Genomic DNA, 15,683 nt, shown 5'->3' on the forward strand with positions numbered 1-15,683 from the left:
TCAGGCTTGGGCCGAACCCGGTGGGAGCGTGGAGGCAAGCTCGTCATAAACCTCGAGCGTGCTTCTCAGTATACGCTGCAATGAGAAGCTCGCCTCGACCATTTCCCGCCCGCGAAGCCCGTATTCAAAGCATCTGGCTGGATTTGCGATCGCTTCGCGGATGGCTTCGGCGAGCGCGGCGGCGTCTCGCGGCGGCACCAGCCAGCCGTTCACCCCTGGGGTGACGATCTCCCTGCACCCCGGCATGTCCGTGGTTATGATGGCGCGCGCGCTCGCCGCCGCCTCGATCAGGACCTTGGGGATGCCTTCGCCATAGTAGGAGGGAAGGCAGACGACCGTTGCTTCCGCCAGGAGCTTTGGGATGTCGCGCTGCCAGCCGAGGTACTCCACCGCGCCACCGTTCTGGATCGCGAGCAACTCCTGTTTCGAAATCGAATCCGGATTGGAAGGATCGGGCTCCCCTGCCAACGCAAAGCGCGCTGCAAGCCCGGTGCTCTTGAGACGCTGGGCTGCCTCGACGAACTCGAGCACCCCCTTTGCCTTCAAAAGACGCGAGGGAAGGAGGACCAATGGCGGCACTTCTTGTGGAGACGGATTGGCTTGGTAGAGATCCGGATCGACGCCGGACCCGGGAATCAGCCGCAGGGTGTCCGCCGGCGCGATATGAAGGTCGCGGAGAAGGGCATAGTCGTCGCGATTCTGAACGATCGTGCGCGTCCGCGGCCGCGACAGGCAACGCCGCAAGAGAACGGAGACGAAAGGCTTGAGGGTCAGCGCTTTCCGGGAGTTCGAGCTGAATACGAACCCAAGCCCCATGAGCGCGTTCACGACACCGCGGGTGCGGGTGGCACGCGCGGCAATGGAGCCATAGACCACGGGCTTGATGGCGATGTGGTGAACGAGATCCGGCGCCTCCCGGCGATAGAGAGCAATCAACGAAGCGAGGGTTTTCAGCTCAGCGAGCGGGGATAGGCGCGAGCGTTCGAAATCGATAGGGATGAGACGCAGGCCGGCATTTCGGATTTCCGCTCCCGCCTCTCGCACGCGGGCTGCGACCACGACGTCATAGCCGGCTTCCTTGGCCGCGACTGCCAACGACAAACGATGGGAAACGAAATACCAATCCTCGGATACGAGATAGATGAGCTTTGGTCGCTTGCCTGCTTCGCTCATTGTTGCCGCCGTGATTATCGTATCTCCAAGGCGCCGATCTCAGCGCTTGTATGAAGTCTCGCCTCACTCCTCCACGACACGCTCCGATCGACCCTCAGCGCTGCGGATTCCCAGCAGCAGGTAGATCATCGCCAGCGCGAACAAGGCGGCGAACCAGCGTTGCCAGAGCTCCCAGCTCGAGCCGATTTCCACCATGAAGGCCGTGAACGCTGCAAGCGCATAGGGCTGCGCATTGCGGGCTATTCCTCTCATGCTGTTCAGGACGACCAGTCCTGCCGCAATAAACAAAAGGACGCCCGCTACGCCGAGTTCATACCAGTTCTGCAGATAGACGTTATGAGCATGCGTCCCCACCTCAGCGTCCCTCGCCGACGGAGCGGGTCCAAAGGTTTGGCCGTGGGCGCTACGCACGCCCATTCCGACGAGGGGCGATTGTGCAACGCCGTCAGCAATATCATCCCAGATCTCGATGCGGCGCTGCGCCGAGGGCTGCAGCCACTCGGCCCGATGAAGCGCGAGTTCATCATGGGCGAAATGGGCGGCGGGAACCATGGCGAGCCCGAGCACGACCCAGGAGCATGCCACCGCTACAAACGCTGCCCGGCGCCAAAGAGATGCCAGGCCGAAACACAGCACGCCCCCAATGAGCGCCAGCTTGGACGTTTCATGAACGGAGCCCATAGTCGCGAGGACCGCGCCGCTCCCCAATATCGCAGCGATCAGCGCGAACTTGCGGCCGGACCAGAGCGAATACGCGCAAAGGATGGCCGGCCACAGATACATGTTCAACACGGCGATGGAGCGGTTCGGCTCGAAGCGCTTGATGCGAATGCTGCCGGACTGGTCCACCGAGTAGTGCCTGCCAAGTGTGGGGGGCACAAAAATGCCGAAGGTATCGACGAGCCATCGGCGGATATACTGCTCCGCAAACACTTCGTGCGTCAGGAATGCCATGCCCAGGGCCACGGCAACGACAAACCAGTAAGCCATGTGCCGGACGCGCCGGATCGGCTGTGCCCGCAGCCAGCGATCCACGATATGCCAGAGAATGAAAATCAGGAGGACGGTGAGCGTACTCTGAAGCGTGTCGACGCCGTCGACGGACCACGCGGCACTCAGCACGCCGAGGCTCAGAAATGCGGCCACCGGAAGAGCGGCCGGCGACGGGCGGAGAAACGTGCGGAACGCATTTCGCTCGATGTAAGCGACCGCAAGCGCCATGAGCGCAAGGCTCACCAGCGCGATCACCGTTGATCGGCCGGCCATGACGGTAGCCGTGGCGCCCACAAGGACAAACGTCCCCACGACGCGGTCCATCAAAGTTATGCGGTCTGCCGGATCGTTCATTGCAGGCACGCGGCGCGTTCCCAAGCTTCCCTGGGACGCATCGTGATGAAGCTCTTCCGGCTCAAACCTTGGCTGGCGACTGGTGGCGCCTTCAACATCATTAAGCCCCCGGCGTCTGCTCTCCCCATGCTCGGAGACGCACCCACCGGATGGCGGTGGATGCACAGACGCTCACTCTCGATGGAGAAGCGAGACCTTCTTCGCAGTTCTTGAAACGCGGTGCTCCAGGGCCCTTATATCCAAGGCGACGGAGCAGGTGAGTAAGATACATAATCCGAATGGAGAGGATAGGCTACGCCCTTGTCGAGGGCTGTGGAATAGACCTCCTACACGTTGTTTAGCTATGGTCATTGTCGTACGCAGCCGCTCTTTGGTGATCGCGCGGCAGCACCGGCCAAGTCGTTTGACCCGGCGACTTTTCTTCCCGCATCTCCCCCCCCTGCCAAGCTTAAAAGGACGAACGATACATGACGATCAAAGGATGGGCGGCGACTGCCGCCAACAGGCCGCTCGAGCCGTACGAGTACGATCCCGGTCCGCTCCGCCCCGATGACGTCGAGATCACTGTCGAGACGTGCGGGATCTGCCATTCCGACGCATCCGTCATGAACAACGAATGGGGAATGACGAAATATCCGGTAATCCCGGGACATGAAGCGATCGGGCGCATCAGTGCGCTCGGCAGCAATGCCAAGGGCCTGGAAGTCGGCCAGCGCGTCGGCGTGGGCTGGGCCTCGGCCAGCTGCATGCATTGCCAGCCCTGCCTCGGCGGAGAACAGAACCTCTGCCTCGAGAACGTCCCTACGATCATCGGCCGCCACGGCGGGTTTGCCGACAAGATCCGCGTGCAGTGGCCGTGGGCGATTCCGATCCCCGAAGGCGTGGCCGCTCGTGAGGCGGGGCCGCTTCTCTGCGGCGGCGTTACTGTGTTCACGCCGTTCTATACCTATGGCATCAAGCCCACGGATCGTGTCGGCGTCGTCGGGATCGGCGGCCTCGGTCACCTGGCAGTCAAGTTCGCCCATGCCTGGGGATGCGAAGTGACCGCCTTCACATCCACCGATGCCAAGGCCGACGAAGCACGCGCCTTCGGAGCGCATCATGTCGCCAATACGCGCAACGACGAAGACCTGAAACGCATGACAGGCACGCTCGACCTGCTACTCGTGACCGTCAACGTGCCGCTCAACTGGTCGGCCATGATGGCGACGCTGCGCCCGAACGGGCGAATGCACGTCGTGGGCGCCGTTCTCGAGCCGATCCCTACCAACGCGTTCGCGCTCATCGAGGGGCAGAAAAGCATTTCCGGCTCGCCCAACGGCGCGCCGGTGACGTCGCAACTGATGCTCGAATTCTGCGCCCGCCACGACATCGCACCGCAGACCGAGCATTTCCCGATCGCAAATGTCAACGACGCGATCCAGCACCTGCTCGACGGCAAAGCCCGTTACCGCGTGGTGCTGGACATCGCAGCTTAGCGAGGCCTGGAGCGGCGGAAGCATTCTCCGTTCGTTTGCGCTCTGTGTTTGTTTAAGCGGACGACCCTCACCCATTCGGGCCATCCCGCCCGAATGGGATCTTCTCGAGCGCCAAACCTTCGAGACGCAGCCTGCATGAGCCGCATCTCAAACAATCCGGTTTTTAGCATGACGCCGGAGCGGATCGCGGCGCGTCCAGGCGCACCGAACCGTCAGCCCGGCGAGCCTGCTGTGGGCGTGCCGGGCCAATAATAGGAATCCGGGAGGGGCCTCGGCCCGAAGATGGCCTGCCCGATGCGGACGATCGTCGCCCCTTCCTCAATCGCCGTCTCATAGTCGCCCGACATGCCCATCGAGAGCTCGGCCAACGCAGCCCCCTGGGGCGCATCCTCGAGCGCTCGATCGCGCACCGAGCGCAGCACGCGGAAACAGCGCCGGACCTCGGCCTCATCCGGCGTGAACCGTGCGAGCGTCATGAAGCCCTTGGGGCGCAGCGTCGAAAAAGCGGTCAGCTCCTTCAGAAAGGCAGGCACCTGATCGGGGGCCAAGCCGTACTTGCTGGCTTCGCCCGATGTGTTGACCTGCACCAGAACGTCGAGGCCCTGGCCCAAGGTTTCGAGCCGCTTTTCCAGCGCGACGGCCAGGGACAGGCGGTCGAGCGACTGCACCTCACTGGCAAACTCCAGCACGTGGCGGACCTTGTTGCTCTGAAGGTGGCCGATCATCGACCAGCGCACAGGCTCTCCAGCGAGGGCCTCGGCTTTTTTATGCCCCTCCTGAACCTTGTTCTCGCCCAGATCCGTCTGCCCTTCACGCACGGCCTCGAGGACGCGCTCCGGCGCGACGGTTTTCGTCACGAGCACCAGCCGCACGGCATCTGCTGTCCGGCCAGACCGCTCAGCCGCTGCGGCGATACGGGCACGCGCTTCGCCAAGCCTCGCTGCAATGCTCATAATCTTCCTGATCTTCCCTGCAATCGCACATCAAGCGAGCCTGCGACGGCGGCCCGCTTCATGTTTTAGCGCTGCTTCTCCATTCGGAAAAGGGCACCGATCTCACGCGCGGCGCGGGGATACTGGCGGCGGCGCAGCCAAGCATCGCCGCAGCAACGGGCGCGCCCCTTCCGGCCTTCTACTGAGGGCTGGAAGTATCTCCCACCGGCAGATCGCGATCTGGGCGCCGAGATGAACCACTGAACTTTTGTTTCGCTGCCCACGATGGTGCGCGAGCAGATGCAATCATCTCATTTGGTCTTCGTAAGCGCATCAAATCTGATCATAAATGACACAGGCGCAAAGCAATGCTTGCAGGATGTTTTTTCAGGCACGACGATTGATCGTACGATTCGCCTTGGCGTCCGGCTCCCTCCCCGTGATGGCGACCGCCGCGCCGCCAACCTTCGCAAGTTCATTGGCCGCGCCCGATCTGCGGATGCGCCCGGAGCGATATGTTTCCGTGCATGCAGGCCCTTCGCTCACGCGCACCCATCGCCCGCTTCCGTTCCAAGGCAGTGACCAACTCGACATGACAACTGAACGCATCACCGGTTCCATGACTGAGACGCGCGTGAGACTGCCGCGAGGCTTGGCCGGGTCACGAAAACGTTGTCGGCAGCCCCCTGCTTATGCTCTCCTTCCGGTATTGAGGGCGAGGCCCGTTGCAGCCTTGGCGACAACCGCGACGCGGGCTTTGTCCAACTGTCCCCATCTTCCGCCCGCACAAACGGGCGGCGCCCTTCAAAGCTAATGTCCCCTTTCCGAAGCTCGCCAGCGTCCGCGGCCAGGCTCCGGAGTGAGCGTCGGAATCATAAGGGACACTAGAAACATGGACTTGCTAGCCTCAGGGAGAAAGGCAGAACCGGGTCTCCTTCGGTCAGGAACCGAAAGTCTCTCGCCCTCCGGGGTCGCACCACACTTCTGAAACGCGCAACCGAACAAGGTTTCACCCGTCGATGATGTCGAACGAGACGCTCCTTCTTGCCACCATCGTGGTTCCATTTCTCGGTAGTCTCGTCGCCTCGTTGCTTCCTACCAATGCGCGCAACGCCGAGGCGTGGCTCGCGGGTGTCATCGCGCTGTCGCTCGCAGCCGTGTTCGCCCTCTTCTATCCTCAGGTCGTCGACGGGCAGATCGTGCGCTCGGAAACCGCGTGGGTGCCCGCGGCGGGGCTTGTCTTCGTGCTCAGGCTGGACGGCTTCGCATGGATGCTGTCCCTTCTCATCACCACCATCGGCTTCCTCATCTTCCTTTATGCGCGCTATTACATGGCGCCTGAGGATCCGGTCCCGCGCTTCTTCTCGTTCCTCCTCGCGTTCATGGGCTCCATGCTGGGCGTCGTACTCTCCGGCAACCTCATCCAGCTCGTATTTTTCTGGGAGCTGACGAGCTTCCTCTCGTTTCTCCTCATCGGCTACTGGCAGCACGACGCCAGCGCACGATCGGGGGCGCGCATCTCGCTCACGGTTACAGCCTCGGGGGGCCTGGCGCTGTTTGCAGGCGTCCTGATCCTCGGCCATATCGTCGGGAGCTACGATCTGGACCGCGTGCTCGCCGCCGGCGAAACGATCCGCGCACACAAGCTCTACCTTCCGGCCCTGATCCTGATCCTTCTCGGAGCGCTGACGAAGAGCGCCCAAATGCCGTTTCATTTCTGGCTGCCACGCGCCATGGCAGCGCCGACGCCCGTGTCGGCCTACCTGCATTCGGCAACGATGGTGAAGCTCGGCGTGTTCCTGCTCGCACGGCTGTGGCCGGCAATGGCTGGAACCGAAGAATGGCTATGGCTCGTCGGCACCACCGGGCTCGTAACGTTCGTGACGGCCGCATTCCTCGCCATGTTCCAGAACGACCTCAAGGGCGTGCTCGCCTACTCCACGATCAGCCATCTGGGGCTGATCACGCTGCTGCTCGGCATGGATACGCCGCTTGCCACAGTGGCCGCCATTTTTCACCTCATGAACCATGCGACGTTCAAAGCCTCGCTGTTCATGGCGGCCGGCATCATCGACCATGAGACGGGCACGCGCGACATCCGGCGGCTCAGCGGGCTCTACCAGTTCATGCCGGTGACGGCGACCCTGGCCATGGTCGCCGCCGCGGCAATGGCCGGCGTGCCGCTGCTCAACGGCTTCCTGTCGAAAGAGATGTTCTTCGCCGAGACGATCGAAACCCACGATGGCTCGTTCATCGACCGGTCGCTGCCCTACATCGCCACACTGGCCGCGATGTTCAGCGTCGCCTACTCGCTGCGCTTCATCCGGGACGTGTTCTTCGGCCCTCCTCCGACCGACTTGCCGCTGACGCCGAAGGAGCCGCCGCATTGGATGCGCTTCCCTATCGAGTTGCTGGTCGTCGTTTGCCTGGTGGTCGGCATCGTGCCGAACCTCACCATCGGCCCGTTCCTGCACGTCGCCGTCGCTGCCGTGCTCGGCACGGAAGCGCCCAAGTTCAATCTCGCGATCTGGCACGGCTTCACGGCCCCGTTCGTAATGAGCGTGATCGCCATGGCGGGAGGCGTGGCCGTCTATGCGATCCTGCGCCGCTACGGACTTGACGGCCTCACCCTTCCCTGGCGCGGCAAGGGCGAGCAGCTTCCCAGCGACCGGATCGGTGCCGCGGCACGCTACCTCCTTGGCATCGTCGGCACGCGGCGGCTGCAGCCGCAGTTGCGCGCGCTCGTGTGCGTGGCGTTCGTAGCCGGCCTCCTGCCGCTCGCGGGGGCGTCCCTGCTGCCGAGCTCACTCAACCTGACGCCGATCGACCTTGCCTTCGCACTGGTCTGGATCATCGGCATCGTGTGCGCGCTCGCCACCGCCCAGCAGGCAAAATACCACCGGCTCGCGGCGCTCATCTTCATGAGCGTGTGCGGCCTCGCGACGTGCATCACCTTCGTCTATCTCTCGGCGCCGGATCTGGCGCTCACCCAGCTCCTGGTCGAGGTCGTAACCACGGTCCTCATCCTGCTCGGTCTGCGCTGGCTGCCCAAGCGGCAGGACGACGGCCTTCTCAAAACCGACTCCTCAATGCTGATGCGCCGCTATGTGGACCTTTCGATCGCGATTGTCGCAGGCGCGGGCGTCGCCGTTGTCGCATTTGCGGTGATGACGCGGCCGCTGGCGGATGGCGGCGTCGCCCAGTACTTCCTCGAAAAAGCCTTCGCCGAAGGCGGCGGGCGGAACGTCGTCAACGTCATTCTCGTCGATTTCCGCGGCTTCGATACGCTCGGGGAAGTCACCGTGCTCTGCATCGTCGCGCTCTCGGTCTTTGCGCTGCTGCGCCGCTTCCGCCCAGCGCCTGAGAGCATCGAGGTGCCGGAGCAGAAGCGCGTGCAGGAGGCCTTCGATATCGAGCATCCCGATCGGCACCCCGGCGACACGATCGCCGACTACCTCCTCGTCCCATCCGTGATCATGCGCCTCCTCTATCCGCTGATCGGCCTGCTCGCGGTCTATCTGTTCCTGCGGGGACACGACTATCCCGGCGGCGGCTTCGTAGCCGGCCTCACGCTCGCGGTGGCCATCATCCTGCAGTACATGGCCGGCGGCACGGTCTGGGTCGAATCGCGCATCCGGGTCTTTCCGCTGCGCTGGATGGCCGTCGGCTTCCTCTGCGCGCTGGTCGCCGGCACCGCCGCCTGGGCGTTTGGCTATCCGTTCCTGACATCACAAATGACGGACATCCACCTGCCGCTCATCGGCGACGTCCATCTCTCGAGCGTGATGCTGTTCGACCTCGGCGTGCTGGCCATCGTGCTCGGTGCGACAATCCTGATCCTGATCGCGCTCGCGCACCAGTCGATCCGTACGCACCGCAAGCCGAAGGCCGCAGTCGGCGTAACGGAAGGAGCCGCGTGATGGAAATCATTCTGGCGCTCAGCATCGGCGCGCTGACGAGCTCCGGCGTCTGGCTGATCTTGCGCTCGCGCACCTATCAGGTGCTGATCGGGCTCTCGCTCCTCTCCTACGCCGTCAACCTCTTCATCTTCGCCATGGGCCGGGTGCGCACCGGCGCACCGCCCATTCTCGAGCCAGGCGTGGCAGAGAACCTCACCCATTACACCGATCCGCTGCCGCAGGCGCTGGTGCTCACCGCCATCGTCATCAACTTCGCCATGACAGCGCTGTTCCTGGTGGTGCTGCTCGCGGCCCGTGGCCTTGCTCGCAACGATCATGTGGACGGACGGGGGGCCGGACAGTGACCAACTGGCTATCCGAGCATCTCGTCATCCTGCCGATCCTCGTGCCGCTCGCCGCGGCAGCGATGATGGTGCCGCTCGATGACCGGCGACGGCCGCTTAAGGCTGTCATCGGCTTCATATCGGCCATGATCACGCTCGTCAGCGCGTTCGCGCTGCTCGGGAACGCCGATGCCATGCCGCCGGGCGCAGGCCATGAGGCCAGCGTCTATCTCCTCGGCAACTGGCCGGCGCCGTTCGGCATCGTGCTCGTCGCCGACCGCCTGTCGGCTCTGATGCTGACCCTCACCAGCATCCTGATCCTGGCCACGCTCGTCTTCTCCGTGGCCCGCTGGCACAGCGCGGGGCCCCACTTCCATCCGTTGCTGCAGTTCCTGCTCGTCGGCCTCAACGGCGTGTTTCTGACGGGAGACCTCTTCAACCTCTTCGTCTTCTTCGAGGTGACTTTGGCCGCATCCTACGGCCTCGTGCTGCACGGATCTGGCTCGCTGCGCGTCAAGGCGGGGCTGCATTACATCGCTGTCAATCTCGCCGCGTCGTCGCTATTCCTGATCGGGGTGAGCCTCATCTACGGCGCGACCGGCACGCTCAACATGGCGGACCTTGCCGCCCGGACGCCGGCGGTGGACGCGAGCGACCGCATGCTGCTCGAAGCGGGGGCCGCGATCCTCGGCATCGCTTTCCTGACGAAGGCCGGGATATGGCCGCTCTGCTTCTGGCTGCCGGGTACGTATTCGGTCGTGGCCCCGCCGGTCGCCGCCATATTCTCCATCATGACTAAGGTCGGGATCTACGTGATCCTGCGCCTATGGCTCATGGTGTTCGGGATCGATGCCGGCGTCTCGGCACAGCTTGGTGGGAGCTGGCTCCTGATCGCCGGTATCGCGACGGTGGCATTCGGCTGCATCGGAGTGCTCGCCTCGCAGGATCTCGCGCGGCTCGCTTCGTTCAACGTCCTCATCTCCTCCGGGACGCTGCTCGCCGTCATTGCGCTCGGCAATTCCGCGGTGACGGGCGGGGCGCTCTACTACCTCGTGATCTCGACGCTGGCGGTGAGCGCGCTCTTCCTTCTGATCGAGCTAATCGAGCGCGGGCGCATCGCGGGCGCCGACGTGCTTGCGGTGACAGCGGAGGCGCTTGGCGACGAGGAGGATGACGAAGAGGTGGAGCCGGTCGGCATCGCAATTCCGGCGATGATGGCGATCCTCGGCGTCGGCTTCGCCGCTTGCGCGCTGCTTCTCGCAGGGTTACCGCCGCTCGCCGGCTTCATCGCCAAGTTCCTCATGCTGCATGCGATGTTTCTCCCTTCGCCGAACGAGGCCGGCGGCGGCGCGGACGCCACCACGTGGGTGCTGCTGGCGGTGCTTCTGATTTCGGGGCTCGCCGTCATGATCGCCATGATGCGTGCCGGGATCCGCGTGTTCTGGGTACCGCTCGAGAGCACGGTGCCGACGGTGCGTTTTCTCGAGATGGTGCCGATCGCGGCATTGCTCTTTCTCTTGGTGGCGCTAACGGTCGAGGCGGGGCCCGTGTCCCGCTTCATGCAGACAACCGCGGAAAGCCTGCATGCGCCCAGGGGCTATGTGACCGATGTGTTGTCCGCGCCCCGCGTTCAGCCCGCCACGACGGAGGCCGGACCATGACGCGCCTCATGCCCTATCCCATCCTTTCCGCCTTCCTGCTCGGCATGTGGCTCCTGCTCAACCAGTCCGTGGCTCCGGGGCACATCCTGCTCGGTGCGGCCGTCGCCTTGGGGGGCGGGATCGCTATCTCGGCGCTGCAAATTCCGAGCGGACGCGCGCGCAAGCCGTTCACCATGATCAAGCTCGCGTGGATCGTGCTCCTGGACATCATCCGCTCGAACATCGCGGTCGCGCAGATCATTCTCACCCCCGGGCGGAAGGCGAAGTCCGGTTTCGTCGCGATCGATCTCGACTTGCGCAACGAATACGCGCTCGCGATCCTCGCCTGCATCATCACGTCAACGCCGGGAACCGTGTGGGTTGATTTCGACAGCAGCAAGCGCGTGCTCGTCATCCACGTCCTCGACCTTGTCGACGAGCAGGCGTGGGTCAACCTCATCAAGACCCGATATGAGCGGCTGCTGATGGAGATCCTCGAATGAGCGCACACGCCTTGCTGGTCTGGTCGCTGATACTTGCGGAACTCGCTCTCGTGGCTGCCATGGCGCTGGCGGCCTTCCGCCTCTTGCGCGGGCCCCGGGCGCAAGATCGCGTGCTAGCGCTCGATGCGTTCTACGTCTCGGGCATGATGCTCATTTTGACATTCGGCATCGAGACCGGCGATACGATCTACTTCGAGGCTGCGGTGGTGATCGCTCTGCTCGGCTTCGTCAGCACGGCGGCGCTCGCGAAGTTCCTCATGCGAGGGGAGACGATCGAATGACGGGACCTCAGGACCTGCCCGGCTGGGCCGCGATCGCCACCTCAGTCCTCGTGCTTCTCGGATCCGGCCTGGCGCTGATCGGCACGATCGGACTTCTCCGCCTCAAGACTTTCTATGCGCGCGTGCATGCGCCGACGCTCGGGACCACGCTCGGCGTAGGATGCGTGCTGCTCGCCTCGATGCTCTATTTCTCGATCCTTGAGACGCGCCTCGTCATCCACGAGATATTGATTGCCATTTTCGTGACGATCACCACGCCCGTGACGTTGATGCTGCTGGTGCGCGCCGCGCTTCACCGCGACTGGGGCCAGGGGCATGAGGATATGCCGATAGGCCCTCCCCTCGGCCTGAACGGCCAGGCCCGCGAAGACGAGCGCGCGGAGCCATAAGGCATGCGGCCGGAATGGGAACCCTGCATGCCTCGCCCGCAGGCTTGACCTTCGTCACGGGTTCCAGCGCATCGCTGCCGCAGCGCCCCTAAATGGGGTATGATAAAAGCGCGCTCAACGCGAGGGCCAGGGCGTCATGCCGCTCCCGTTCATACCCGTGTCGGGCGGAGCGGTGCGGCGAAGAAAAGCATCCGGCCGACTATCGAAACCTTTCTTATTTGGACGTCTTGAGTCAAGATTAGCGGGTGCGCGGGCTCAGCCCGCTTGTCGCTCAATCGGAGACGTGACCCACTTGTCAAGGCTGGCTTATCTCCTCATCGGTGGGCTCGCGACGGTGCTGGCCATCGCCGGGGCAATGCTGCCAGGCCTGCCGACGACACCGTTTCTGCTCCTTGCGCTGTGGGCCTTCGCCCGCTCGAGCGAACGGATGCTCTCTTGGCTCGAGCGATTGCCCCTCCTTCGGCATGCCCTGGCGGAAGCCCGCCGGTTCGAGGAGCGCCGGGCCATTCGCCGCTCCGTCAAGCTGACCGCGGTGGTGATGGCATGGGGCTCGGTGCTCCTTACCGCGCTTGCGTCCTCAAGCGTGCTGTTGACCGGCATCGTCGCCACGGCAGCAATCAGCGGCACCTTCGTGATGCTGTGGTTTCCCACCGATCCTTGAGCTTGAGCCCGCTGGCGAATGACGATCCGCCGGGGCGGCGATCAGGCTCTCGCGAGGCTCGACGGCGGGCCATGCGCCGAAGCCGCATCGGTGCCGAGGCCGAGCTCATCAAAGCTCATGGGCCGGCCGAGGAGATATCCCTGCAAATGATCGCAGCCGGCAAGAGCGGCAATGATGCGCTGATGCTCGGTCTCGATGCCTTCGGCGGTCGTCTTGATGCCGAGCGATTTGGCCAGGGACACGACAGCAACGAACACCGAGCGCGCCTTATGATCGCTTGCGAGATCGCTGATGAAGGAGCGATCGATCTTGATGCGTCCGATCGGCAGGCTCTTGAGGCAGCTCAGCGCCGACTGGCCGACACCGAAATCGTCGATGGCAGCGGTGATGCCGAGGGCCTGCAGCTCCTGGAGCACCTTGCGGGCATTCTCCTCGTCCTGGATCACGGCCGTCTCGGTCACCTCGAACTCGAGGCGTGCGGCAGGAAGCCCGGTGCGGGCGAGCGTCTCGGACACCCGGCTCACGAAATGCGGGTCGCACACCTGCACGCGCGAGAGGTTGACCGAAATCCGGATGTTGGACGGCAGACGCGCGGCATCGCGGCATGCTTCCTCCAGCACCCAATCGCCAATCTCGGAGATAAGGCCGTTGCGCTCCGCCAGGGGGATGAACTCGGCTGGAGAGATCAGCCCGAGCTCCGGATGATGCCAGCGGATCAGCGCCTCCAGCGCCGCAATCTCACCCGTGCCGCCGCTCGTAATCGGCTGATAGACGACACGGAATTCCTTTTCTTCGACAGCACGCCTCAGCTCGCTTTCCAGGCGGCGCGCCGAGCAGGCCATGGCATCCTCGGCGGCGTCGAAGAACGCGAAACGGCCACGCCCCGTGCGCTTCGCCTTGTAGAGGGCGACATCGGCGGCCTTGAGGATCTCGTCCACAGTGGTGCCGTCGGCCGGCGGCCGGGCGATGCCGATGCTCATGCCGATGCGAACCGGCTTGCCGTCGATCTCGATCGGCTTCCTGATCTCTTCGAGGATACGCTGCGCGACGGTCCCCGCGTCGGTGCTCGAAAGCTGATCGTTGCCGGAGAACAGCAAGGCGAACTCATCTCCGCCGAGCCGGGCGACGGTATCCGCTTCGCGCACACATCCGACGAGGCGCCGCGCCACCACCCTCAGCAGCTCGTCGCCGGCGACATGGCCGAGCGTGTCGTTGATGGACTTGAAGTCATCTATGTCGATCAGCATCACGGCGACGTCCCTGCCGCGCTTTGCTGCCGTTAATGCTTTCTTGATGCGCTCCACGAGCAAGCGGCGGTTTGGCAGGTCGGTCAGCACGTCATGGAGCGTACGGTGCAGCAGCTCGCCCTCGACGCGCTTCTCCATCGTGAAGTCGGTATAGGTGCAAATCACGCTTCCTTCCGGCATGACCCGCTGACTGATGCGAATGTGCCGGCCGTCCGTGAGCTGCTGCTCGATATCGCAATCGACGCTCAGGTCGAGCAGTGCACCGCCGTCTTTGGGTATGGCGCCGGCCGCCTGGCACTTCTCCAGGAGAGAGACGAGTGACGTGCCAATGCGGGCCTCCGGCCTCGTCAAACCATAAATCTCAAGGAAGCGGCTGTTGCGCAAGGCGATGCGCCCGTCGCTGTCGAACAGGCAGATGCCCTGAGACATGGCTTCCATCGCCGAATCGAGCAGGCGGCGGCGATCATCCGCAAGGGCCGAAACGCGCATCAGCTCGCCCCGGAGCCGATCGCGGTCGGCAATCTCTGCCGCAACAGCGAGCGAGGTGAGGAGATTGACGAAGCAGAAGAGCTGAATGATCCAGATGCGCGTGGTGGGCTCGCCCATCAACGCCGCGGGGCCCATGACCTGATAGGTGCAGACCAGTGACAAAGCGGTCAGCCAAAGGGTGCCCATGGCGGCATATTGCGGGCCCAGGCGAAATGCGATCAGGACCGAGACGGGAATGATCAGGAACAGCAGCGGAACGGACGACTGCACGAAAACGATGAGCGAGACGCCGGTCAGCAATAGGAAGTGGCGGGCAATCTCTTCGCCCGAGGGGGTCGGCACCGCCAGCCGCGGCTGTTGCCAGATCAGGAGGATCGCCGGCGTCAGCACGAGAATGCCCAGGGTATCGGAGAGATACCAATTAACGAAGAGCATGTCGTAGCCGTCGCGGAGACCGCCTGCGGCGACGAGCGCGCCTGCAGCCGCGGAAAAGAGCGGCACGCCGGCAGCGACTGCGACGAACCTCGAGACGGTCCAAGGCCTGGCGAAATCGAGAGGGCGCCGCCCGCACACGAGCCCGAGCAAATAGGCCGAGACAAGGCATTCCGATACGTTGATCACGGGGAAGGCAAGCGCGTTGCTCCACGGATCGCCGTTGCCGAGATAGCCGGCGGCGCCGAAGACGAAGCAGGCGACTGCAATCTCAAAGCGTGTGCGATCCCGAGGCGCGATCAACAGCGCAGCCAGGAGAATGCCGTTCGCGGGCCATATAACGGAAATATCGGAGGCATCGCGGGTCCATGCCGCCGCCAGATAGACCGCGGTGCCATGCGCCATGGCCGTCGTCATGACAAAGCCGGCGCGCCGACGGAGTCGCTTCCCGTCGCGTACACCAGTAAACCATGTGTAGAAACCCGCGAGATCCATGATCCCTTGCCCGAGCCATTGCCTCAGGGAGGGACGATAGCCTGTAAAATTCTAATAAAATCGTGAATATAGGCCGCGGAACGTCGCCGCGGCTTCAACTGGACGGCCTCAGGACGGAGAGCGGTCCGCGCAATATTATCCCACTATTGGCTTGTCACAGGATTAAAATTTTAAAACCCAGCGTGTGACGACTCGTTATTGAATCCCGTATTCTCATGCGGCCTGGATCGAGCGGGCTTTGTTTTCTCACTCTTTTCTTCAAGGGAACGCGTTCCGGCGGGGTCGCAGGCGCTCGCGCCGGCAATGGATCGAGCCGCAGCGGCATGGGGCCAGTTCCTTGCGCAAACTGGCCGCCGGCGGAAGGCTACCCCGG

General features: G+C 63.7%; 12 protein-coding genes. 8 read left to right on the top strand and 4 right to left on the bottom strand.

Translation table 11 applies throughout. From position 1 onward, the window contains the following. The gene (locus V7P99_RS00370; RefSeq protein ID WP_333792830.1) at positions 1 to 1,173 is read right to left on the bottom strand and encodes a glycosyltransferase family 4 protein; all 1,173 of its coding nucleotides are present in this window, start codon (positions 1,171 to 1,173) and stop codon (positions 1 to 3) included. A gap of 63 nt (positions 1,174 to 1,236) precedes the next feature. Beyond that, positions 1,237 to 2,520, bottom strand: a complete 1,284-nt coding sequence (locus V7P99_RS00375; protein WP_333792992.1) for an O-antigen ligase family protein — start codon at positions 2,518 to 2,520, stop codon at positions 1,237 to 1,239. Positions 2,521 to 2,987: 467 nt separating this feature from the next. Here V7P99_RS00375 and ahr point away from each other — a divergent pair, with 467 nt between their 5' ends. Beyond that, positions 2,988 to 3,998 carry an NADPH-dependent aldehyde reductase Ahr gene (gene ahr, locus V7P99_RS00380; protein WP_333792831.1) on the top strand — a complete coding sequence of 337 codons (1,011 nt, stop codon included), beginning with the start codon at positions 2,988 to 2,990 and terminating at the stop codon, positions 3,996 to 3,998. A 212-nt stretch (positions 3,999 to 4,210) separates the two neighbouring features. Here the strand turns inward: ahr and V7P99_RS00385 are convergent, their stop codons facing one another. Then, positions 4,211 to 4,951, bottom strand: a complete 741-nt coding sequence (locus V7P99_RS00385; RefSeq protein WP_333792832.1) for a YggS family pyridoxal phosphate-dependent enzyme — start codon at positions 4,949 to 4,951, stop codon at positions 4,211 to 4,213. A gap of 1,001 nt (positions 4,952 to 5,952) precedes the next feature. On the opposite strand from V7P99_RS00385, the gene V7P99_RS00390 reads away from it, so the two are divergent. From V7P99_RS00390 to V7P99_RS00420, 7 genes are all read left to right on the top strand, one after another. Further along, positions 5,953 to 8,850, top strand: coding sequence for a monovalent cation/H+ antiporter subunit A (locus V7P99_RS00390; protein ID WP_442909844.1), 2,898 nt, complete (start codon positions 5,953 to 5,955; stop codon positions 8,848 to 8,850). Next, positions 8,850 to 9,194, top strand: coding sequence for a Na+/H+ antiporter subunit C (locus V7P99_RS00395; protein ID WP_333792834.1), 345 nt, complete (start codon positions 8,850 to 8,852; stop codon positions 9,192 to 9,194). Before V7P99_RS00390 ends, V7P99_RS00395 begins: the two co-directional genes overlap by 1 nt. Before the next feature lie 62 nt (positions 9,195 to 9,256). Beyond that, on the top strand, positions 9,257 to 10,834 hold the full coding sequence (locus tag V7P99_RS00400) for a monovalent cation/H+ antiporter subunit D (RefSeq protein WP_442909845.1): 1,578 nt from the start codon (positions 9,257 to 9,259) through the stop codon (positions 10,832 to 10,834). Beyond that, positions 10,831 to 11,316 carry a Na+/H+ antiporter subunit E gene (locus V7P99_RS00405; RefSeq protein ID WP_333792836.1) on the top strand — a complete coding sequence of 162 codons (486 nt, stop codon included), beginning with the start codon at positions 10,831 to 10,833 and terminating at the stop codon, positions 11,314 to 11,316. Before V7P99_RS00400 ends, V7P99_RS00405 begins: the two co-directional genes overlap by 4 nt. Then, positions 11,313 to 11,597, top strand: a complete 285-nt coding sequence (locus tag V7P99_RS00410; protein WP_333792837.1) for a K+/H+ antiporter subunit F — start codon at positions 11,313 to 11,315, stop codon at positions 11,595 to 11,597. The genes V7P99_RS00405 and V7P99_RS00410 overlap by 4 nt, the downstream gene beginning before the upstream one ends. Then, the gene (mnhG, locus tag V7P99_RS00415) at positions 11,594 to 11,986 is read left to right on the top strand and encodes a monovalent cation/H(+) antiporter subunit G (RefSeq protein WP_333792838.1); all 393 of its coding nucleotides are present in this window, start codon (positions 11,594 to 11,596) and stop codon (positions 11,984 to 11,986) included. Before V7P99_RS00410 ends, mnhG begins: the two co-directional genes overlap by 4 nt. A 292-nt stretch (positions 11,987 to 12,278) precedes the next feature. Then, positions 12,279 to 12,647, top strand: a complete 369-nt coding sequence (locus V7P99_RS00420; protein WP_333792839.1) for a YbaN family protein — start codon at positions 12,279 to 12,281, stop codon at positions 12,645 to 12,647. 41 nt (positions 12,648 to 12,688) lie between these two features. Here V7P99_RS00420 and V7P99_RS00425 read toward each other — a convergent pair whose 3' ends face one another. Continuing rightward, complete coding sequence (locus V7P99_RS00425) at positions 12,689 to 15,232, bottom strand: bifunctional diguanylate cyclase/phosphodiesterase (RefSeq protein WP_333792840.1); 2,544 nt, start codon at positions 15,230 to 15,232, stop codon at positions 12,689 to 12,691. Between the last annotated feature and the right edge of the window lie 451 nt (positions 15,233 to 15,683).

This window comes from Hyphomicrobium sp. (assembly GCF_036780825.1).
Classification (GTDB): domain Bacteria; phylum Pseudomonadota; class Alphaproteobacteria; order Rhizobiales; family Hyphomicrobiaceae; genus Hyphomicrobium_C.

What these genes read in the sequence shown, in the direction of transcription:
- V7P99_RS00385 (WP_333792832.1), bottom strand. Translation starts at nt 4,951, where the DNA reads ATGAGCATTGCAGCGAGGCTTGGCGAAGCGCGTGCCCGTATCGCCGCA.
- V7P99_RS00425 (WP_333792840.1), bottom strand. Translation starts at nt 15,232, where the DNA reads ATGACGACGGCCATGGCGCATGGCACCGCGGTCTATCTGGCGGCGGCA.
- mnhG (WP_333792838.1), top strand. Translation starts at nt 11,594, where the DNA reads ATGACGGGACCTCAGGACCTGCCCGGCTGGGCCGCGATCGCCACCTCA.
- ahr (WP_333792831.1), top strand. Translation starts at nt 2,988, where the DNA reads ATGACGATCAAAGGATGGGCGGCGACTGCCGCCAACAGGCCGCTCGAG.
- V7P99_RS00390 (WP_442909844.1), top strand. Translation starts at nt 5,953, where the DNA reads ATGTCGAACGAGACGCTCCTTCTTGCCACCATCGTGGTTCCATTTCTC.
- V7P99_RS00410 (WP_333792837.1), top strand. Translation starts at nt 11,313, where the DNA reads ATGAGCGCACACGCCTTGCTGGTCTGGTCGCTGATACTTGCGGAACTC.
- V7P99_RS00370 (WP_333792830.1), bottom strand. Translation starts at nt 1,173, where the DNA reads ATGAGCGAAGCAGGCAAGCGACCAAAGCTCATCTATCTCGTATCCGAG.
- V7P99_RS00375 (WP_333792992.1), bottom strand. Translation starts at nt 2,520, where the DNA reads ATGAACGATCCGGCAGACCGCATAACTTTGATGGACCGCGTCGTGGGG.
- V7P99_RS00405 (WP_333792836.1), top strand. Translation starts at nt 10,831, where the DNA reads ATGACGCGCCTCATGCCCTATCCCATCCTTTCCGCCTTCCTGCTCGGC.
- V7P99_RS00395 (WP_333792834.1), top strand. Translation starts at nt 8,850, where the DNA reads ATGGAAATCATTCTGGCGCTCAGCATCGGCGCGCTGACGAGCTCCGGC.
- V7P99_RS00400 (WP_442909845.1), top strand. Translation starts at nt 9,257, where the DNA reads ATGATGGTGCCGCTCGATGACCGGCGACGGCCGCTTAAGGCTGTCATC.